This is a genomic window from Pseudomonas sp. UBA6276 (assembly GCF_002438365.1).
GTDB lineage: Bacteria > Pseudomonadota > Gammaproteobacteria > Pseudomonadales > Pseudomonadaceae > Aquipseudomonas > Aquipseudomonas coleopterorum.
Genome location: NZ_DJUS01000163.1, coordinates 55207 through 75568, shown reverse-complemented (window position 1 = coordinate 75568; position 20362 = coordinate 55207). Strand labels below are relative to the sequence as shown.

General features: G+C 63.6%; 19 protein-coding genes. 7 read left to right on the top strand and 12 right to left on the bottom strand.

Going from position 1 to position 20362, the window contains the following annotated elements:
• The 8 genes from B2V21_RS19020 to gloB form a co-directional block, all read right to left on the bottom strand.
• Positions 1-305: SDR family oxidoreductase (locus tag B2V21_RS19020; protein WP_286917699.1), on the bottom strand; the 305-nt coding region annotated here is incomplete at its 3' end.
• An 18-nt stretch (positions 306-323) separates the two neighbouring features.
• A complete protein-coding gene (locus B2V21_RS19015) occupies positions 324-1934 on the bottom strand; it encodes an ABC transporter ATP-binding protein (protein ID WP_286917698.1) in 1611 nt (536 codons plus the stop codon).
• 1 nt (position 1935) lies between these two features.
• Positions 1936-2955 (bottom strand): ABC transporter permease, encoded by a 1020-nt coding sequence (locus tag B2V21_RS19010; RefSeq protein WP_049858843.1) that lies wholly within the window; start codon positions 2953-2955, stop codon positions 1936-1938.
• A 1-nt stretch (position 2956) separates the two neighbouring features.
• A complete protein-coding gene (locus B2V21_RS19005) occupies positions 2957-4030 on the bottom strand; it encodes a microcin C ABC transporter permease YejB (RefSeq protein WP_049858842.1) in 1074 nt (357 codons plus the stop codon).
• A 1-nt stretch (position 4031) separates the two neighbouring features.
• The gene (locus B2V21_RS19000) at positions 4032-5864 is read right to left on the bottom strand and encodes an extracellular solute-binding protein (RefSeq protein WP_286917697.1); all 1833 of its coding nucleotides are present in this window, start codon (positions 5862-5864) and stop codon (positions 4032-4034) included.
• Positions 5861-7693 carry an extracellular solute-binding protein gene (locus tag B2V21_RS18995; RefSeq protein WP_286917696.1) on the bottom strand — a complete coding sequence of 611 codons (1833 nt, stop codon included), beginning with the start codon at positions 7691-7693 and terminating at the stop codon, positions 5861-5863. Before B2V21_RS18995 ends, B2V21_RS19000 begins: the two co-directional genes overlap by 4 nt.
• Positions 7694-7831: 138 nt before the next feature.
• Positions 7832-9277 carry a lytic transglycosylase domain-containing protein gene (locus B2V21_RS18990; protein WP_286917695.1) on the bottom strand — a complete coding sequence of 482 codons (1446 nt, stop codon included), beginning with the start codon at positions 9275-9277 and terminating at the stop codon, positions 7832-7834.
• Between the two features lie 99 nt (positions 9278-9376).
• A complete protein-coding gene (gloB, locus tag B2V21_RS18985) occupies positions 9377-10156 on the bottom strand; it encodes a hydroxyacylglutathione hydrolase (protein WP_286917694.1) in 780 nt (259 codons plus the stop codon).
• Between the two features lie 81 nt (positions 10157-10237).
• Here gloB and B2V21_RS18980 point away from each other — a divergent pair, with 81 nt between their 5' ends.
• The 4 genes from B2V21_RS18980 to B2V21_RS18965 all read left to right on the top strand — a co-directional run bounded on the left by B2V21_RS18980 (position 10238) and on the right by B2V21_RS18965 (position 12918).
• Complete coding sequence (locus B2V21_RS18980; protein ID WP_049858837.1) at positions 10238-11008, top strand: methyltransferase domain-containing protein; 771 nt, start codon at positions 10238-10240, stop codon at positions 11006-11008.
• Positions 11008-11460 carry a ribonuclease HI gene (rnhA, locus tag B2V21_RS18975; protein ID WP_043185945.1) on the top strand — a complete coding sequence of 151 codons (453 nt, stop codon included), beginning with the start codon at positions 11008-11010 and terminating at the stop codon, positions 11458-11460. The genes B2V21_RS18980 and rnhA overlap by 1 nt, the downstream gene beginning before the upstream one ends.
• A 150-nt stretch (positions 11461-11610) precedes the next feature.
• Positions 11611-12342 (top strand): DNA polymerase III subunit epsilon, encoded by a 732-nt coding sequence (gene dnaQ / locus B2V21_RS18970; protein WP_286917693.1) that lies wholly within the window; start codon positions 11611-11613, stop codon positions 12340-12342.
• An 18-nt stretch (positions 12343-12360) separates the two neighbouring features.
• On the top strand, positions 12361-12918 hold the full coding sequence (locus tag B2V21_RS18965) for a GNAT family N-acetyltransferase (RefSeq protein ID WP_286917692.1): 558 nt from the start codon (positions 12361-12363) through the stop codon (positions 12916-12918).
• On the opposite strand, the gene B2V21_RS18960 is transcribed toward B2V21_RS18965, so the two are convergent.
• The gene (locus B2V21_RS18960; protein ID WP_286917691.1) at positions 12901-13803 is read right to left on the bottom strand and encodes a LysR family transcriptional regulator; all 903 of its coding nucleotides are present in this window, start codon (positions 13801-13803) and stop codon (positions 12901-12903) included. The genes B2V21_RS18965 and B2V21_RS18960 overlap by 18 nt on opposite strands.
• 61 nt (positions 13804-13864) lie before the next feature.
• On the bottom strand, positions 13865-14074 hold the full coding sequence (locus tag B2V21_RS18955) for a hypothetical protein (RefSeq protein WP_043185963.1): 210 nt from the start codon (positions 14072-14074) through the stop codon (positions 13865-13867).
• A gap of 175 nt (positions 14075-14249) precedes the next feature.
• On the opposite strand from B2V21_RS18955, the gene B2V21_RS18950 reads away from it, so the two are divergent.
• Together B2V21_RS18950 and B2V21_RS18945 are read left to right on the top strand one after the other, a co-directional pair.
• Positions 14250-14801 (top strand): NADPH-dependent FMN reductase, encoded by a 552-nt coding sequence (locus B2V21_RS18950; protein WP_056843571.1) that lies wholly within the window; start codon positions 14250-14252, stop codon positions 14799-14801.
• Positions 14802-14914: 113 nt separating this feature from the next.
• A complete protein-coding gene (locus tag B2V21_RS18945) occupies positions 14915-15619 on the top strand; it encodes a YebC/PmpR family DNA-binding transcriptional regulator (RefSeq protein WP_090359250.1) in 705 nt (234 codons plus the stop codon).
• Between the two features lie 284 nt (positions 15620-15903).
• Here B2V21_RS18945 and B2V21_RS18940 read toward each other — a convergent pair whose 3' ends face one another.
• Positions 15904-17190, bottom strand: a complete 1287-nt coding sequence (locus tag B2V21_RS18940; RefSeq protein WP_286917690.1) for a leucine-rich repeat-containing protein kinase family protein — start codon at positions 17188-17190, stop codon at positions 15904-15906.
• A 157-nt stretch (positions 17191-17347) separates the two neighbouring features.
• Here B2V21_RS18940 and B2V21_RS18935 point away from each other — a divergent pair, with 157 nt between their 5' ends.
• On the top strand, positions 17348-19225 hold the full coding sequence (locus B2V21_RS18935) for a propionyl-CoA synthetase (RefSeq protein ID WP_286917689.1): 1878 nt from the start codon (positions 17348-17350) through the stop codon (positions 19223-19225).
• An 8-nt stretch (positions 19226-19233) separates the two neighbouring features.
• On the opposite strand, the gene zapE is transcribed toward B2V21_RS18935, so the two are convergent.
• Positions 19234-20337: a cell division protein ZapE gene (zapE, locus tag B2V21_RS18930; RefSeq protein WP_376787032.1), complete on the bottom strand. Its 1104-nt coding sequence runs from the start codon at positions 20335-20337 to the stop codon at positions 19234-19236.
• Positions 20338-20362 lie beyond the last annotated feature (25 nt).

The window sequence follows — 20362 nt, the reverse complement described above, 5'->3', positions numbered from 1 at the left end:
AGCTGGTCGCCCGGGGCGAAGCCGACGGAGTGAACGATGACGTCCAGGCCGTCCCACTTCTTGCTCAGGGCTTCGAAGACCGAGGCGATTTCAGCATCGCTGGCCACATCGCAAGGGAAGCACAGATCGGCGCTGGAGCCCCAGCCTGCGGCGAATTCCTCGACGCGGCCCTTGAGCTTTTCGTTCTGGTAGGTGAAGGCAAGTTCAGCACCCTCGCGATGCATGGCGGCAGCGATGCCGGATGCGATGGACAGTTTGCTGGCGACACCGACGATCAGGACGCGCTTACCGGCGAGAAAACCCATGTGTTGTTCCTCTTCAGGTTAATCGACAGCCGTTGGGGCCAAAAAGGCTGCTTCCAACAGCTGCTGTGTATAAGGGTGCTGCGGCGCGGCAAAGATATCCCGCGCCGCCCCTTGTTCGACGACCTGACCGTGTCTGATCACCATCAACTGGTGGCTCAGCGCTTTGACTACCGCCAGGTCATGGCTGATAAACAAATAGGTCAGGTTGTATTTCAGTTGCAGTGAACGCAACAGCTCCACTACCTGGCGTTGAACGGTGCGGTCGAGCGCCGATGTGGGCTCGTCCAGCAGGATCAACGCCGGCTTCAAAACCAAGGCCCGGGCAATGGCGATACGTTGCCGCTGCCCGCCGGAGAACTCGTGAGGGTAACGATGCCGGGTCTGTGGGTCCAGCCCAACCTCTTCGAGCGCGGCAATGATAGCCTGTTCCTGCTCGGCTTCGTTGCCGATCTTGTGTATTCGCAGGCCTTCGCCGACGATCTGGCTCACGCTCATCCGCGGGCTGAGGCTGCCGAAGGGGTCCTGGAACACCACCTGCATCTGCTTGCGCAGCGGGCGCACCTGCTGCTGGGGCAGGCCGTCCAGGGCCTCACCCTGAAAGCGGATCGAGCCACGGCTGGCGATCAAGCGCATGATGGCCAGGCCCAGCGTCGACTTGCCCGAGCCACTTTCGCCGACGATGCCCAGGGTCTGGCCACGGGGCAGCTCGAACTGGATGCCGTCGACGGCCTTGACGTGATCCACGGTGCGCCCCAGAACCCCCTTTTTGATGGGAAACCAGACGCGCAGGTCGTCGATCGACAGAATCGGCTCGCCGATCTGCGTTGCCGCAGGCGCTCCGCTGGGTTCGGCCCCCAGCAGCACCTGTGTGTACGAATGCTGTGGTGCGCGAAACAATTCTTCGCAGCTAGCCTGTTCGACGATGCGACCGCGCTGCATGACACATACCCGGTGTGCAATTCTCTTCACCAGGTTCAGGTCGTGGCTGATCAGCAGTAGGGCCATGCCCAGTCGGGCCTGCAGTTCCTTGAGCAATTCGAGGATCTTCAGCTGCACCGTCACGTCGAGCGCGGTCGTGGGCTCGTCGGCGATCAGCAATTCAGGTTCGTTGGCCAGGGCCATGGCGATCATCACGCGTTGACGCTGGCCGCCTGACAGCTCGTGTGGCAATGCCTTGAGCCGTTTGTGCGGTTCGCCGATGCCGACCAGTTCCAGCAACTGCAGGGTGCGCTGGGTAGCGGCTGCTCCGGTCAGCCCTTTGTGCAGAGCGAGCACTTCGCCGATCTGCTTGCCGATGTTGTGCAGCGGGTTGAGCGAACTCATCGGCTCTTGGAAAATCATGGCGATGCGATTGCCGCGAATCTGCCTGAGCTGTTTTTCCGGCAGCGTCAACAGATCGCGACCATTGTAGGCAATGGTGCCGCTGGGATGCTGGGCGAGCGGGTAGGGCAGCAGGCGCAGGATGGAGTGCGCCGTCACCGATTTGCCCGAGCCACTTTCGCCCACCAGCGCCAGGGTTTCGCCCCGGCGGATATCGAAGCTGATGTTCTCGACCACGCGTTGGCGGCTCTCACCGGCGACGAACTCGACGGCCAGGTCGCGGACCTCGATCAGATTGTCCTGGCGCATGTCATTTCCTCGGGTCGAAGGCGTCACGGGCGGATTCGCCGATGAACACCAGCAGGCTGAGCATCAGGGCCAGCACGGTGAAGGCGCTGATGCCCAGCCAGGGCGCTTGCAGGTTGGACTTGCCCTGGGCCACCAGCTCGCCCAGCGACGGTGAGCCGGCAGGCAGGCCGAAGCCGAGAAAATCCAGCGCGGTCAGGGTGCCAATTGCGCCGGTGAGGATGAACGGCATGAAGGTCATGGTCGAAACCATGGCGTTGGGCAGGATATGGCGAAACATGATGGCGCCGTTCTGCATGCCCAGCGCGCGAGCGGCGCGCACGTACTCCAGGTTGCGGCCGCGCAGGAACTCGGCGCGGACCACGTCCACCAGGCTCATCCAGGAAAACAGTAGCATGATGCCCAGCAGCCACCAAAAATTGGGCTGCACGAAGCTGGCCAGGATGATCAGTAGGTACAGCACCGGCAGGCCGGACCAGATTTCCAGAAAACGCTGGCCGGCCAGGTCCACCCAACCGCCATAGAAGCCTTGCAACGCCCCGGCGATCACCCCGATGACCGAGCTGGCGATGGTCAGGGTCAGGGCGAACAACACCGAGATGCGGAAGCCGTAGATCACCCGCGCGAGCACGTCGCGGCCCTGGTCGTCGGTGCCCAGCCAGTTCTGCGCGGACGGCGGCGCCGGTGCCGGTACGCTGAGGTCGTAGTTGATGCTCTGGTAGCTGAACGGAATCGGCGCCCACAGCGTCCAGCTCTGCTTGGCCGCCAGTAGCTCACGGATGTAGGGGCTCTTGTAGTTGGCTTCCAGGGGAAACTCGCCGCCGAAGGTGGTTTCCGGATAGCGCTTGAAGGCCGGGAAATACCATTCGCCGTCGTAGCGCACGGCGAGCGGTTTGTCGTTGGCGATCAGTTCGGCACCCAGGCTCAGGCCGAACAGCACCAGGAACAGCCACAGCGACCACCAGCCACGCTTGTTCGCCTTGAACCGCTCGAAGCGGCGTCGGTTGAGGGGAGACAGGTTCATCTCAGTGCTCCCTGTGGCCAAAGTCGATGCGTGGATCGACCAGGGTGTAGGTAAGGTCGCCGATCAGTTTCACTACCAGCCCCAACAAGGTAAAGATGAACAGGGTGCCGAACACCACCGGGTAGTCGCGGTTGATCGCCGCCTCGAAGCTCATCAGGCCCAGACCGTCGAGGGAGAAGATCACCTCCACCAGCAGGGAGCCGGTGAAGAAGATCCCGATGAAGGCCGAGGGGAAGCCGGCGATCACCAGCAACATCGCGTTGCGGAATACATGGCCGTACAGCACACGATGATTGCTCAGGCCCTTGGCCTTGGCGGTGACCACGTATTGCTTGCCGATTTCGTCGAGGAAGCTGTTCTTGGTCAGCAGCGTCATGGTGGCGAAGTGGCCGATGACCAGCGCGCTGACCGGCAGCACCAGGTGCCAGAAGTAATCGAGTACCTTGCCGCCCCAGCTCAGCTCCTCGAAATTGTTGGAGGTCAGGCCGCGCAGCGGGAACCAGTCCAGGTAGCTGCCGCCGGCGAACACCACGATCAACAGGATGGCGAACAGGAACGCGGGAATGGCGTAGCCGATGATGATCGCCGAGCTGGTCCAGACGTCGAAATGGCTGCCGTGGCGGGTGGCCTTGGCGATGCCCAGGGGGATCGACACCAGGTACATGATCAAGGTGCTCCACAGGCCCAGCGAGATCGACACCGGCATCTTTTCCACGATCAGATCGATGACCTTGGCGTCGCGGAAAAAGCTGCTGCCGAAGTCCAGCCGCGCGTAGTTCTTGATCATGATCCACAGGCGTTCGGGGGCCGGCTTGTCGAAGCCGTACATCTTCTCGATTTCCTGCACCAGGGCCGGATCCAGGCCCTGTGCACCGCGGTAACTGGAACCGGCGACCGCCACTTCGGCACCGCCACCGGCGATCCGGTTGGTGGCGCCGTCGAACCCCTCCAGCTTGGCGATCATCTGTTCCACCGGCCCGCCGGGCGCGGCCTGGATGATGGCGAAATTGATGATCAGGATCCCCAATAGCGTGGGGATGATCAGCAGCAGTCGGCGCAGGATGTAGGCCAGCATCTTATGGCGTCCCTGAAGGCGTGGTGGTGACCGCAGGCGTGGCCTGGGGCTTGCTCCACCAGGTTTCCACGCCGATGTCGTAGCGCGGCGTGATGGCGGGGTGGCCGATGTGGTTCCAGTACGCCACGCGCCAGGTCTTGATGTGCCAGTTGGGGACCACGTAGTGGCCCCAGAGCAGTACCCGGTCCAGGGCGCGGGTGTGGTCGATCAGGTCCTGGCGCGAGGAAGCATTGATCAGGCTCTCCACCAGGCTGTCGATGGCCGGGTCCTTGAGGCCCATGAAGTTGCGGCTGCCCGGCTTGTCGGCACTGGAGCTGGCCCAGTACTCGCGCTGCTCATTGCCGGGCGAGGTGGACTGGGCGAAGCTGCCGACCATCATGTCGAAGTCGCGCGAGCGAACCCGGGTGACGTATTGCGAGACATCGACACGCCGGATCACCAGTTCGATGCCCAGATCCGCCAGGTTGCGCTTGTAGGGCAACAGCACCCGGTCGAAGTCGGCCTGGGTCAGCAGGAACTCGATCTTCACCGGTGTGCCCTGGGCATCCACCATCTTGTCGTCGACGATGCGCCAGCCGGCCTCCTGCAGCAGTTTGTAGGCTTGGCGTTGCTGCTCGCGCAGCATGCCGCTGGCGTCGGTGACCGGGTTGCTGAACGGCGTATCGAAGACACGTTCGGGAATCTGTCCGCGCAGCGGTTCGAGGATGTTCAGTTCGGCCGGGCTGGGCAGGCCGGAAGCCGCCATCTCGGAGTTCTCGAAATAGCTGTCGGTGCGCAGGTAGGCGCCGTTGAACAGTTGCTTGTTGGTCCACTCGAAATCGAACACCAACGCCAGAGCCTCGCGCACGCGCACGTCCTGGAACAGCGGCTTGCGCAGGTTGAAGACGAAGCCCTGCATGCCGGTCGGGTTGCCGTTGGGGATTTCCTCGCGCAACAGGCGTTTCTCGCGCACTGCCGGGATGCCGTAGGCGGTGGCCCAGTTCTTCGCACTGCTTTCCAGCCAGAAGTCGAATTGCCCGGCCTTGCCGGCTTGCAGGGCCACAGTGCTGTCGCGGTAGTACTCGATATCGAGCACATCGAAGTTGAACAGCCCGCGGTTCATCGGCAGGTCGCGGGCCCAGTAGTCCTTGACCCGCTCGTAGCGTATCGAGCGGCCCGCCTTGACCTCGGCAACCTTGTAGGGACCACTGCCCAGGGGGATGTCCAGGCTGCCCTTGGTGAAGTCTCGGCCCTGCCAGAAATGCTTGGGCAGTACCGGCAGTTGACCGAGGATCAGCGGCAGTTCCCGGTTGTTGCTGTGCTTGAACTTGAACAGAACCCGCAGCGGGTCTTCGGCGACGACATCGGCGACATCGGCGTAGTAGCCTCGGTAGAGCGGCGAGCCGCTTTGCATCAGGGTCTGGAAACTGAACACGACGTCTTCGGCGCGCATGGGCTGACCATCGTGGAAACGCGCCTCGGGACGCAGGTAGAAGCGCACCCAACTGTTGTCCGGAGCTTTCTCGATGCGGCCGGCCACCAGGCCGTACTCGGTGAAGGGCTCGTCCAGACTCCGCCGCGCCAGGGTGTCGTAGATCAGGTCTATGTCGTCGGCGGGCACGCCCTTGCTGATGAAGGGGTTGAGGCTGTCGAAGCTGCCCACGCCTTTCTGGCGAAAGGTGCCGCCCTTGGGGGCGTCGGGGTTCACGTAGTCATAGTGCTTGAAGTCCGCAGGGTATTTGGGCGCTTCGTCGTACAGCGTGAGTGCATGCTGCGGCGCGGCGTGCGCCACGCTGGCGGCGATGCACAGCGCGACAGCGCTCAGGGCCTTGCTCAGGGCACGTAAGGGCATCATCGAATCTTCTCCGTAGGCTTGATCCACCAGGCACTCAGGCCCAGGGTGTACGGCGGGGTGGTGACGAAGGCCAACCGGCTGCGGTACGCCAGGCGGTGGTAGTCCAGGTACCAGTTGGCAACCATGTAGTGCTGCGACAGGAGCACGCGGTCGAGCGCCCTGGCGGCGGCCACCTGGTCGTCGCGGCTCTGGGCGGCGAGCAACTGTTCGAGCAGACGGTCGACCACCGGGTTGGCGATGCCTGCGTAATTCTTGCTGCCGCGCACGGCGGCCTGGCTGGAGTGAAAGTACTGCCATTGCTCGAGCCCCGGACTCAGGGTCTGCGGCAGGGTCAGCGAGATCATGTCGAAATCGAACTGGTCCAAGCGCTGCTTGTACTGCGCGCGGTCCACGCTGCGCAGGTTGGCCTGCACGCCGATGCTGGCCAGGTTGGCGACATAGGGGCCCAGGATGCGCTCCAGATTGGAATTGACCAGCAGGATCTCCAGGCGCAGCGGCTGCCCCGCGGCATTGCGCAGGCGGTCGCCCTGCAACGTCCAGCCGGCCTCGCCAAGCAGGTGCAGTGCCTGGCGCAGCGTGGCCCGGGGAATGCCGTTGCCGTCGGTGGCGGGCATGCTTGGCGCCTCAAGGAACAAGGCCGGGCTCAGCGCGCTTTTGTACGCAGACAACAGCAGACGTTCCTTGCCGCTGGGCAGGCCGGTGGCGGCGAATTCACTGTTGGGGTAGTAGCTTTCGGTGCGCCGATAGGCGCCGCTGAACAGGGCGCGGTTGGTCCATTCGAAATCCAGCAGCAGGCCCAGCGCCTCGCGCACGCGTGGATCGCTATAGGCCGGGCGACGGGTATTGAAGAACAGGCCCTGGGTCTGCGTCGGGATCTTGTGGGGGATCTGCGCCTTGATCACGTCGCCGCGGCGCACGGCTGGAAAGTCGTAGCCGTTGGTCCAGTTCTTGGCCTGGTGCTCGATGTAGATGTCGAACTCGCCCGCCTTGAACGCTTCGAAGGCTACGTCGCTGTCCCGGTAGAACTCCACTTCCATGCGGTCGAAGTTGTACTTGCCGCGATTGACCGGCAGGTCCTTGCCCCACCAGTTGCGATCCCGCTCCAGCACCAGCCTTCTGCCCGGCACCACCTGGGTGATCCGATACGGGCCGCTGTTCACCGGCACCTCGAAGGTGGTGGCCTGGAAGTCCCGACCTTGCCAGTAGTGCTTGGGCAGGATCGGCAACTCGCCCAGGCGCAGGATCAGCAGCGGGTTGCCCGAACGCTTGAACACGAAGCGGATCCGCGTGGGGCTCAGCACATCGACCCGCAGCACTTCCTGCAGGTTGGTCCGGTACATCGGATGACCCTGGCTCAACAGCGTTCGGTAGGAGAACGCCACGTCCGCGGTGGTGATCGGATGGCCATCGTTGAAGCGCGCCTGCGGCCTGAGGTTGAACACGACCCAGCTGCGGCTTTCGTTGTATTCCACCGATTGGGCAATGAGGCCGTAGCTGGAGGTGGGTTCATCACCCGAAGGCGCGTATTGCCCGGTGCCGACCATCAACGGCTCGTTGAGCTCGTTGATGCCGTACTGCAGGAAGTTGGCGGTCTGGACCGGGCTGATGCCCTTGAAGGTATAGGGGTTGAGCGTGTCGAAGGTGCCGGAGGCCATCGTGCGCAAGGTGCCGCCCTTGGGAGCGTCGGCGTTGACCCAATCGAAGTGGCTGAAGCGAGCCGGGTATTTGAGCGATCCGAATTGCGCATAGCCATGGCTCTGGGTGATCGTCGCGTTGGCACAGGTGCTCAACGCAAGGCCCAGCAGGCTGAGAAGGAGGGGACGCATCAATTCATGAATCCGAACCGGTCGGCAATGACTTTGTTGCGCTTACAGTAACAGTTTGTCTCAGCAGGAAGAAGAGTGGTGATGGCATGCGGCCGTCCCTGCAACGTCCGCCAGAGCGGATCGTTGCGGGGTCAGGCGCACTCAGCGACGGTTCAGGTAGACCGTGAGGGTCTGGCCGGGCTTGAGCGCGTGTCCGCTGCGCGGATTCCAGCGCTTGAGGTGCTGCATCTCGACGTTGAAGCGCTTGGCGACCAAGTACAGTGAATCACCCTTGCGCACCTTGTAGGTGGTGGTTTTCTGCGCATCGCTGGCGGCCGACCCAGCCTTGGCTACCACCCGACCCTTGGCTTGTGTCTCGGCCTGCATCACCAGGGTCTGACCAACCTTGAGGTTCTTGCCGGTCAGGCGGTTCCAGCGCTGCAGGTCACGGGTGTCGACCTTGTTCGCCTTGGCGATCGACGCCAGGTTGTCGCCGCGGCGCACGGTGTACGACTTGGGTCGGCTGGGCTGTACCACCGCCACTTCGTCGAAGACACGCTGGGCAGGGGCCAGGGTCAGCAGTTCTTCGGGCTTCATGTTCGACAGGCTGGCGGTCAGCAATTGCGCCTTGGCCGTGGGCACCAGCAGGTGCTGGGTGGGCTCCATGGTCACGCGCTTCTTGAACGCCGGGTTGAGCTGGAACATCTCGTCTTCGTCGATGCCGGCCAGTGCCGCAACGCGCGACAGGTCGACGCGCTGGTTGACCTCCACCACATCGAAGTAAGGTTGGTTGGCGATCGGGTTGAGGTTCACACCGTAGGCTTGAGGCGACTGCACCAGTTCGGCCAGGGCCAGCAGCTTGGGCACGTAGTCACGGGTTTCCTGCGGCAGTGGCAGGTTCCAGTAATCGGTGGGCAGGCCCAGTTTCTCGTTGCGCTCCATGGCCCGGCTGACCGTACCTTCGCCGGCGTTGTAGGCCGCCAGGGCCAGCAGCCAGTCGCCGTTGAACATCTCGTGCAGCTTGCTCAGGTAGTCCAATGCCGCGCCGGTGGAGGCGGTGACATCGCGACGGCCGTCGTAGAAGTTGGTCTGGCGCAGGTTGAAGTAGCGACCCGTGGAGGGAATGAACTGCCACAGCCCGGAGGCATCTGAGCGCGAGTAGGCCATAGGGTTGAACGCGCTTTCGATGACTGGCAGCAGGGCCAGCTCCAACGGCATGTCGCGTTCTTCCAGGCGCTCGACGATATAGTGCATGTACAGGCTGCCGCGACCGCTGGCGCTTTCCAGGAACGACGGGTTGCTGACGAACCACAGGCGCTGCTGCTCGACGCGCGGGTTCATGGCAATGCTGTCTTGCAGCTGGAAACCGTCGCGGATGCGCTCCCACACATCGTGCGGGGCCTTCTTGGCCTGGGCCTGGTTGACGAAGATCGGCTTGGGCCGCACGTGGGCGGTCAGCGCATAGGGGCGGGCGTCCTGGCCAGTGCCTGAAGAGACGCTCGCCGTGTTCTGACAACCGGCCAGACCGGCGCACAGGGTGACCGCGATCGCTTGGGCCAGTCGCGTCAATGCGTCGGACTTGAGGGTTGTGCGTATGGATGACGACATTGGCTGGAGGATAGTTCCGCGCGAAAATGTCGGGCGATTCTAGAAAGTGACCGAAGGTCGGTCAACCTTTGAGAAATTTCCGACACAAATCAGCGGCCTTCAGAACTTATCTTTCCAACTACGTAAGGTTGCGAACACCGCCTGCGCCGTGCCATGAGCCGTTCCGGCCCGTTCGTCCGCTTTTTGTTTAACGGATGTTTCAGCAACCCGCAGAAAAGGGTTGGTGCGCTTTTCCAGGCCGATCGAAGTGGGCAGGGTGATAGCGTTGCGCTCACGCAACGCGGTGACCTCTTGCAGCCGCTGAACGATGTCGGGATTGCCTGGCTCGACCGCCGCGGCAAATTTCAGGTTGCTCAGGGTGTACTCGTGGGCGCTGTAGACCTGAGTGTCGTCAGGCAGTTGGGCCAGGCGCGACAGCGAGGCGTGCATCTGCTGCGGCGTGCCCTCGAAAAGGCGACCGCAGCCGGCGGCGAACAGCGTATCGCCCGGAAACAGCAGGGGCTGGGTATCGCTGGCGTGATAGAAGGCGATATGACCTGCCGTGTGCCCTGGTACGTCGTGCACCTGCAGGTGCAGACCGAGCACGTCCAAGGTGTCGCCGTCGTGCAGCGCGCGGTCGCGGGCCGGTATCGATTCCTGGGCGGGCCCGCTGACCTGGGCACCGGTGCGGCGCTTGAGCGCTTCGACGCCGCCCACATGGTCATTGTGGTGATGGGTGATGAGGATGTCGGTCAGGCGCACGTCGGGATGGGCGTCGAGCCATCGCTCGACCGGCCCGGCGTCGCCCGGATCCACCACTGCACATTCGCCCGCCGCAGTGTCTTGTAACAACCAGATGTAGTTGTCGGAGAAAGCGTTCAGCGCTTGAATCTGTATCATGGCTCGGTTCGCTTGATTTCGATTAATGGTCCATCTTAGTGCTGCGTCGGCATTAGGTGAACCTCAGCGTGGGAGATCGTCATGACCGATACCGCCTTTGCCCAGGCCGACCCACAGTGGCTGGACCTGATCGGCCAGGCCCGCGAGTGGTTCGCCGGGCCGCATGGCCAGCTGCTGCTGCGTGAGGAGCAGCGCCTGCTCGAGGAAGAGCTGGCGCGTTTCTTCGGTGGCTACCTGGTGCACTACGGCCCCAGCGCCGAGCCGCCACCGGTGGCCGGGCAGATCCACCGCAACGTGCGCATGGGCGCGCCGTTTCCAGGGGTCGAGATTGTCTGCGAGGAACAGGCCTGGCCCCTGGGCGAACACGCCGCCGACGTCGTGGTGCTGCAGCACGGGCTGGATTTCAGCCTGTCGCCCCATGGCCTGCTGCGCGAGGCGGCCAGCGCGGTACGGCCAGGCGGGCACCTGCTGATCGTCGGCATCAACCCGTGGAGCGCGTGGGGCGCACGGCGGGTGTTCGCCAAGGACGCCCTGCACAAGGCCCGCTGTTTCTCCGCCTCGCGGGTCGCCGACTGGCTGAACCTGCTGGGCTTCGGGCTGGAGAAACGCCGGTTCGGGTGTTATCGTCCGCCGCTTGCTTCGCCCAGCTGGCAGGCGCGTCTCGCCGGTCTGGAGCGGGTTGCCGGCAAGTGGCAGAGCGGCGGCGGAGGCTTCTATATATTGGTCGCGCGCAAGATGGTGGTGGGGCTGCGGCCACTGGTGCAGCAACGCCGCGAGCCCATGGGCAAGCTGTTGCCGCTGCCAATGGCCAAGGTCAACCGAGACAATCCGAACATCGATGGAAAAGCCTGATGAGTGACACTGTGGAAATCTTCACCGACGGCGCCTGCAAGGGCAATCCGGGCCCGGGTGGCTGGGGTGCGTTGCTGGTGTGCAAGGGCGTGGAGAAAGAGTTGTGGGGCGGCGAGAGCACCACCACCAACAACCGCATGGAGCTGACCGCTGCCATTCGCGGCCTGCAGGAGCTCAAGCGTGGCTGCAGCGTGCTGCTGGTGACCGACTCCGAATACGTGATGAAAGGCATCAACGAGTGGATGGTCAACTGGAAGAAACGCGGTTGGAAGACCGCCGCCAAGCAGCCGGTCAAGAACGCCGACCTGTGGCAACAGCTCGATGAACAGGTCAATCGCCATGAAGTGAAATGGCAGTGGGTCCGCGGCCACAACGGCCATCCGGGCAACGAACGCGCCGATGACCTGGCCAACCGCGGGGTCGATGAAGTGCGGGGGATGCGTCAGGCGTAGCCGGGCAGCCAGTCAGATAGCCCGAGGCAGGTCGCTGGGAGCGCCTGCCGTGCTGTGCTAGAGTTTCACCGCATGCGGTTCGATCTTCTCGAACCGACAGCTCTTCGTTTTACCCCTGATTTCCGCTTACCCGCTCGAGAGTTTTTGCCCATGGCCGTTCGTTCCGTAGTATTCGACACCGAAACCACCGGTATGCCGGTCACCGATGGCCATCGCGTGATCGAGATCGGCTGCGTCGAATTGATGGGACGCCGGTTGACCGGGCGCAACTTTCACGTCTACGTGCAGCCGGACCGACCCAGTGACGAGGGCGCCATTGGCGTGCACGGCATCACTGACGAGTTTCTGGTCGGCAAGCCCCGTTTCGCCGAGGTCGCCGACGAATTCTACGAGTTCATCCAGGGCGCGCAGATCATTGCTCACAACGCGACCTTCGACGTCGGCTTCCTGAACAACGAATTCAAGATCGCCGGCATGCCCGAGCGGGCCAACATTGCCGAGTACTGCACGGTGATCGACAGCCTGGCCATGGCGCGTGAGCGTCATCCGGGGCAGCGCAACAGCCTCGACGCGCTGTGCAAGCGCTACGGCATCGACAACTCCGGGCGCGAACTGCACGGCGCTTTGCTCGACTCGGAGATCCTTGCGGACGTCTACCTGGCCATGACCGGGGGGCAGACCAGTCTGTCGCTGGCCGGCAACGCCAGCGATGGCGACAGCAGCAGCCAGCAGGGCAGCGAGATTCGTCGCCTGCCTGCGGACCGTCGGCAGACGGCGATCATCCGCGCCAGTCAGGCCGAGCTCGACGAGCACATGGCGCGCCTGCAGATCATCGCCAAAGCCGCCGGAGCCGATGCGCTCTGGACGCAACTGGGCTCATAGGCCACCTCGGCGCACTCGGTGACGTTCTCTGCGCAAGTGTGCATCCGACTGGCCGACGCCAGCTTCGATGACTATGTACTGGGTGCCGATTTCAGTGCCCAGGTGTCTGGCTACGCCTCGCCCGAGTTCAATCGACCGGTAGCCGATTGGCCACTCAGGTCCATACGGGCCTACCGCAAGGACTATGGCATCGATCCAGCCGAGTTCGCCCGTTATCGCGAGCCCGACACTGGCGGCGCCATCTTCATGGCCTGGCTGGGTGAGAAAGCGGTCGGTCATGTGGTGGTCAGTCGGCACTGGAACAACCTCGCCTATGTCGACGAGCTGGCCGTGGATGCCTCGGCGCGCGGCTTGGGTGTGGCCAGGTCGCTGCTGGACGTGGTGCGGTTCTGGGCCGTGAAGCAAGGCCTGCCGGGCATCATGCTGGAAACCCAGAACAACAACCTGCCGGCCTGTCGTCTGTACGAGCGCTGCGGTTTCCGCCTGGGCGGCATCGATTACCTGCGTTATCAGGCGATCGATGCGGCCAGCCACGAGACGGCGCTGTTCTGGTACCGGTTATTCGCGGACGGGTGAGAGCAACGCCTGGGCATGGTGGGCGATGATTTCCAGCAGGGTCTTCTCGGCTGCCGAGCTCGACCCTGCGTTGCGCGTGAGGGCGTACAAGGTCACCGGCACGGCGGGCGACAGTGGGCAGGTGTCCAGCCCTTGATCACGCGCATCTGCCGCAGTGAACGGGTCGACGATGGCCAGGCCTTCGCCGGCTGCGACCATGCTGCGCATCAGCGGATAGGTCTGCACCCGCGTGTGGATTCGCGGCGGCGGATTGAGCGATTGCAGCTTGTGCTCGAGCACCAGGCTCAGCGGATCTTCCCCTTCCAGGCCGATCATCGCCTGTCCCGCGAGTTCATGCAGCGCGATGTAGCGATGCTTGGGAGAAAGCCATCCCTGCGGCGCCAGAAGCTGCACCTTGCCCTCGGCCAGGACCTGACTGCTGATGGAGGAATGCTGGGGGCAGTGCAGGCTGAGGCCGACGTCGGTCTGGTGCAGCAGCAGACTGCGCACCATCTCGTCGGTGTTCTGGACTCCCAGGATGCATGGCGTTTCACGGAAGCGTCGGCGCAGGGTCGCGATGCTCTGCGGCAACAACTGGTGCGCCAGGGAGGCCGTGCAGACCACGTGCAAACCAGGGTCCTGGTGCTCGCGCAAACCGTCGGCCAGGCGTTGCAAACGTTCGACCTGAGTCTGCACCGCGGCGATGTCGGCCTGCATGCGCAGGGTTTCCGGCGTGGGCTGGAAATGGCCGCGAACCCGTGCGAACAGCAGAAACCCCAGTTGCCGTTCGGCATCGTGCAGGGTTTGCTCCAGGGTTTGCGTGGAGATATCGAGCATCTGCGCGGCGCTCTTGAGTTCGCCGGTCTGGCAGAGCGCCTGGATGATTTCGATGTGGCGCAGTCTCATGCGCAGTCCGTACCAGCTAAGGGTTCGGAAGGTATGCTAACGCAAATCGGTGCACGGGCGATCAAGGGATTCGGATGATTTCCACGCCGCTCTGCACCAGTTGAAAACGGTCTTCGCCCAGGTGATTGACGCGATCGCCGATGGCCAGCTTGTAGGTGGAGGTCGGCGCGCTGCCTTCGACCGCCGGGGTCGATTCCTGAAACTCATGCACCGGGTAGATGCGACCTTCCGCATCGCGTGCATGAAATTGCCCAACCAGCACTGCAGCCATTTTATTTCCAACCTCTGAAGAATTTTGCGTGTATCTCGCTGGCACTGTAGACCTCTGTTTATTCAGGTAGTTTTGCCAGCGAGGAAAAATAGTGCGGGTTCCGGACTGGTGGCGGACAAACCGGGCCAAGTCATCTATAACTACCCCTCGATCAATCCACTACGAGGGTAACGACATGAGCAAGGTCTATTCGGTTGCGGTACTGGTCGGCAGCCTCAGGAAGGATTCCATCAACCGCAAGGTGGCTCTGGCACTGCAGGCCATGGCGCCTGACAACCTGGCGCTGAAGATCGTCGAAATCGGCGATCTGCCGCTCTACAACGAAGACATCGATGTCACGCCCCCCGCTGCTTATAACACCTTTCGCCAGGCGCTGGGCGAAGCCGATGCCGTGCTGTTCGTCACGCCCGAGTACAACCGCTCGGTGCCGGCGCCGTTGAAGAACGCGATCGACGTGGGTTCGCGCCCCTATGGCCAGAGCCACTTCACCGGCAAACCAGGCGCGGTGATGAGCGTCTCGCCCGGCGCCGTAGGTGGTTTCGGGGCCAACCAGCATCTGCGTCAGTGCATGGTGTTTCTCGACGTGGCGATGATGCAGCAGCCCGAAGCGTACCTGGGGCACGCCGGTGGCCTGTTCGACGAGAACGGGCAGGTGGTGGAGAAGAGCCGGCCATTCCTGCAGGGTTTCATCGATGCGTTCGGGCGCTGGGTTGAACGCGTGGCGTGATGGCGGGCCCGGCGGATTTTGGTCGATCCGCTCCCGGCGGGCAGGTAAACTGCGCCGCAACGCGCGGGCAGCAGTCGCCCGCGCATGGGTCAAGCGAACAAGAGAGCGGGTAAATGGGCGCACAGTGGAAAGCTAAACATCGTGAAGCAGCAGCCAACGCCAAGGGGCGGATCTTCGGCAAGCTGTCCAAGGAAATTTCGATCGCGGCACGTTCCGGTACCGATCCGGACACCAATGCCCGCCTGCGATTGGTGATCGAACAGGCCAAGAAGGCCTCGATGACCCGCGAGACGCTGGAACGTGCCATCAAGAAAGGCGCCGGCGTGGGCGACGATGCGGTCAACTACACGCTGGTCAAGTATGAAGGCTTTGCGCCGCACCAGGTGCCGGTGATCGTCGAGTGCCTGACCGACAACGTCAACCGCACCGTTTCGCAGATTCGCGTGCTGTTTCGCAAGGGCACGCTGGGCGCCGAGGGTTCGGTGTCCTGGGATTTCCATCACTATGGGATGATCGAGGCGACACCGGATTCGGCCGATGTCGATGCCGAGGAAGCGGCCATCGAAGCCGGTGCCCAGGAAGTCGAGGCGGCCGACGAGGGCGCGTTCCTGTTCCTGACCGAGACCACCGATCTGGACGCTGTCTGCAAGGCATTGCCGGGCCAGGGTTTCACCGTGGTGTCGGCGAAGATCGGCTACGTGCCGAAAAACCCGGTGACCCTGGACGATGCCGCGCAGCTGGCCGAAGTGGAGGATTTCCTGGATGCCATCGACGGCAACGACGACGTGCAGAACGTCTATGTAGGCCTGGCCGGCTGATTCAATCGGCACCTGCGGTGCATCAGGTTGATCGCATGTACCGCCGACGCGGCTCGCGCCGCTGCTACAGGGATCGGCTCATGCCGTGGGCGTGGGTTTGCGCCGCCGTGGGGTTGGGCGCATGCCGTGGGCGTGGGTTTGCACCGCGGTGGGATTGTGCGCATGCCGTGGGCGTGGGTTTGCGCCGCGGTGGGATCGGCGCATGCCGTGGGCGTGGGTTTGCGCCGCCGGTGTAGCAGCGACGCGAGCCGCGTCCGGGTTCGGCGCGGTAGGTCGGGCTGGACTCAGGCATCCAGGCTTCGGGTGATTTCCGCGAAGCTGGGGCGGGCCAGGACCTGAGGCTGGACGCACTGGCGCTGCAACGCCCACAGGTCATCGTCACTTTCGTTGCAACGCGTCAGTAGCTCTTCGAACAGCAAGCCGAAGGCGCGGACTTCGATGCGCTCCAGTGCCTGCGATACCTCGCCGCCGTCGCCGGGGTAGAACGAGGCGCCGCCGAAATCGCCGAACAGGCACTCGCCACTTTCCTGCCACAGCACGTTGTGGGCGTAGAAATCACCGTGGTTGATCCCGCGTGCATGCAGATGGGCGCCGACTCCGGCCATACCCCGCAGCAGGCGCAGCAAGGCATCGCGATCGATGGCGAAATCGGTCGAGTAGATGTCGCGCGTGCAGGACGCCAGGCTGGGCGGTCCTGCCAGGTTGGCAAACGACGGCTCGATCAGGGCCATGACCAGTCCGGCGGTACCGTCGGGATGCCCGCTCAGCCGGCCAAGTACCTCGATCAGTTGCGGATGCTCACCTGCGGCCATGCAGGCGTTGATTTCGTTGACCGGTGAACCGTCGCTGGTCATCGCTCCTTTGTACAACTTCACTGCCACCGGCTGCCCACTGTCCAGATGGGCGCGGTAGATGATCCCCGAAGCGCCTTCCCCCAGCTGCGCGTCCAGGCGCAGGTCGTCCCAGGCGATGTGTCCGCGCGTGCCTTCGCTGTGCGGTGTGGTGAAGGCTTCGCTCATCGGGTTGCCGGCATAGGCCAGCCAGGCCAGCCGCGGCAGGCGCAGCAGCCAGTCGGGCAGGGCCGGCAGACGGTTCGCCGACAGCCGCAGCAATTCGAGGTTTTCCAGTTGCGCCAGGCTGTCGGGCAAGGCCTGCAGACGGTTGCCCGAGAGCATCAGCTTCTGCATCTGCCGACAGTCGCCCAGTGCTTCGGGCAAGTGTTCGATACGGTTGTCGGTGAGAATCAGCCACCGCAACTGAGCGGGCAGCGCCTCTGCCGGGACGTGTTCGATCCGGTTGGCCTTGAAGCCCACCATGCTCAACTGCGGACAGCGCCCGATGCAGGCGGGCAATTCGGTAAAGGGATTGTCCGAGCAGAACAGCACCTTGAGCTTGTACAGCCGGTGCAGGTCATCGGGCAGGCGAGTCAGCGCGTTGCCGCTGAGGTTGAGCACCTCCAGGCTGTCGGCCAGGGTGAAGATGGCCTGGGGGAATTCGGTCAGGCCGCAGGACAGGTCCAGTCGGGTGGCGCCAGCCAGTTGGCCGGCTTCGAGCAGCTCGAGGGTATTCATGGGACAACCGTCGTCAAGGAAATCGCGGTGGCCATCATAGCGGTTCGTGGGCGTCACGCCACGTTCGCCGTTCGACCTTGGTCGGCTGGCAGCTCGGCCAACGCCAGCCATACTCAATGCTCGCCCTTCAATAACAACAATCCAGGGTTGGCTATCGATGAACTATCAGCAAGCGTACGCACGCTCCATTTCCGACCCGGCCGGGTTCTGGGCAGAACAGGCCCGGTCGGTCGCCTGGTCGCACCCTCCGCAGCACGTGCTCGATGTACAGCCAGACGGCACCCACCGCTGGTTCGCCGACGGCCGTCTCAATACCAGCTATCTGTGCCTGGACCGACAGGTGGCACTCGGCCGTGGTGCACAGACGGCGCTGATCTACGATTCACCGGTCACGGGGGTCCAGCAACGCTTTACCTATGAGGAGCTGCTCGACCACGTGGCGCGGCTGGCGGGCGTGCTCACTCGCCTGGGCGTGGGCAAGGGTGATGGCGTGGTGATCTACATGCCGATGGTGCCCGAGGCGGCCATGGCGATGCTGGCCTGCGCGCGGATCGGCGCGGTGCATTCGGTGGTGTTCGGTGGCTTTGCCGCCAACGAGCTGGCGCTGCGCATCGACGACTGCCGGCCCAAGCTGCTACTGACGGCCTCCTGCGGTGTGGAATTCGACCGCGTGATTGCCTACAAGCCCCTGGTGGACAAGGCCCTGAGCCTGGCACATCACGCCCCGCAGCAAGTGCTGGTACTGCAACGGCCGCAGGCCCTGGCGCACCTGCAGAGCGGGCGCGATCTGGACTGGCAGACGCAGTTGCAGGATGCAGAACCGGTCGCAGCCGTGGACATGGCCAGCGGCGATCCGCTGTACGTGATGTACACCTCCGGCACCACCGGCAAACCCAAGGGCATCGTCCGTGAAACCGGTGGCAACGCGGTCGCCCTGACTTTCACCATGGGCGCCATCTACGGTATGCGCGCGGGCGATGTCTGGTGGGGGATTTCCGACGTCGGCTGGGTAGTGGGTCACTCGTTGATCGTCTACGGACCGTTGATGTGCGGCTGCACCAGCATTCTCTACGAGGGCAAGCCGATTCGCACGCCCGATGCCGGCAGCTACTGGCGCGTGATCGAGCAATACCGGGTCAATGCGCTGTTCTGCGCGCCCACCGCCATGCGCGCGATTCGCAAGGAAGACCCGGAAGGGCGGTTGTTGCGCGACTATGACCTGAGCTCGTTGCGCCAGTTGTTCCTGGCCGGCGAGAAGCTCGATTCCAGTACTCACCGCTGGCTGGAAGAGCAGACCGGCAAGCCGGTCCACGACCACTGGTGGCAGACCGAAACAGGCTGGCCGGTGACCGCGCCCTGCATGGGCCTGGAGGGTTCGGCAGTGCGTGTGGGTTCGAGCAACCGGGCGGTTCCGGGCTATCACGTGCAGGTGCTGGACGAGCAAGGCGAGCTGCTGGCGCCGGGCGAGCAGGGCGCCATCGTCATCGCGCTGCCGTTGCCGCCGGGGTGCAGCCAGACCCTGTGGGGCGATCATTCGCGCTACCTGCAAAGCTACCTGGAACGCTACCCCGGCTACTACCACACCGGCGACGGTGGTTACCTGGACGCCGACGGCTATGTGCACATCATGGGGCGCACCGACGATGTCATCAACGTCTCGGGCCATCGGTTGTCGACCGGTGAAATGGAAGACCTGGTTGCCCGCCATGCCGACGTGGCCGAGTGCGCCGTGATCGGCGTCAGCGATGAAATCAAGGGCGAAGTGCCGTTGGCGCTGGTGGTGCTCAAGGACGGCAGTGACGTGAGCCCCAGCGTGCTGCAGACGCAACTGGTAGCGCAGGTACGGGAATCCATTGGCGCGCTGGCGTGTTTGCAGCGGGTGCTGGTGGTCAAGCGCCTGCCCAAGACGCGCTCTGGCAAGATTCTGCGTGCGGTGCTGCGCAAGATTGCCGCGCAGGAAGTGTTCGTCGCCCCCTCGACCATCGACGACCCGGCGATACTGGAGGAGATCGCCCAGGTACTCGCTGCGCGTTAGCCGAGCCGTTATCGGGGCAGTTGTTCATCGAGCAGGATCAACTGACCCAGTCGGCTGCGTGTGCGCATCAGGTCGATGACCGAACCCGCCAGGCTCTCGGCCAGCGGGCGTTCGCCGACCAGTATCAAGGTCTTGTCCTGGTCGTACAGCACGTCGATGAGGTTGATGAAGCGTTGCTGCACAGCGGTCGAACACTCGTCCAGTAGCGGCAGATGGTCGATGCTCCACCGCTCGAAACGTTTGCACAACGCCAAGTAGTCGATGACCGCCGTGGGTTCTTCACAGAGGTCGGCGAAATTGAAATGGACACGGTCGTCGTCGATCAGGCGCGCGCGTAGCTGGCGGTTGCCGACGTCCAGCGGCACCGGCTCCAGATCCGCTGGCGGCAGTTGCAGCCGCGCCCGCTGCGCCGGGGTTCCGGGCCATACATAGTGGCCGCGGGTGAAACGTTGTTGCGGTCGGTCCTGGGACAGGCTGCGGTAATCGGTGGCGCCGCCGACTTCCAGTACATCCATCCGGGCGTTGATCAGTTCGATAACGGGCAGGAAACGCTGGTGATAGAGGGGGTTGGGCAGCAGGCCTTCGGGTGGATAGTTGGAGGTCACGACCAGCAGGATGCCACGCTCGAAGAGGGCCTTGAACAGCCGCGTGATGAGCATGGCGTCGCCGATGTCGTGCACATGGAATTCGTCGAAACACAGCAGACGGCAGTTCTCCAGCAGCTCATCCAGGGTGCTAGCCAGTGGGTCGACGGCCTGCCGATGGCGGAACATACCCTGATGCAACTGGGCGAAAAAATCGTGGAAGTGCAGGCGGCGTTTTTCTTCCAAAGGAGCCGCCCTGAACAAGCCATCGAGCAGCCAGCTCTTGCCGCGCCCCACGGCGCCATGCAGGTACAGACTGCGTACTGCCGTGCTCTGCAGCAAGGCAGGCATGCGCTCGGCCATGCTGGCGATGACCCGCGTTTGATCGGCACCGAGGGTGTAGCCCGATTGCCTGGCCCGCTCGTCGAACCAAGTCTGCAACGCCACAGCGGCGTCGCCGGTTTCAGCCTTCGGCTCGGGTTTGAACAGGCGTTTGTACAGGGCGTGCAGCGACGGTAATGCGGTCAATCGGGGTGCTCCATGACGAACCGTG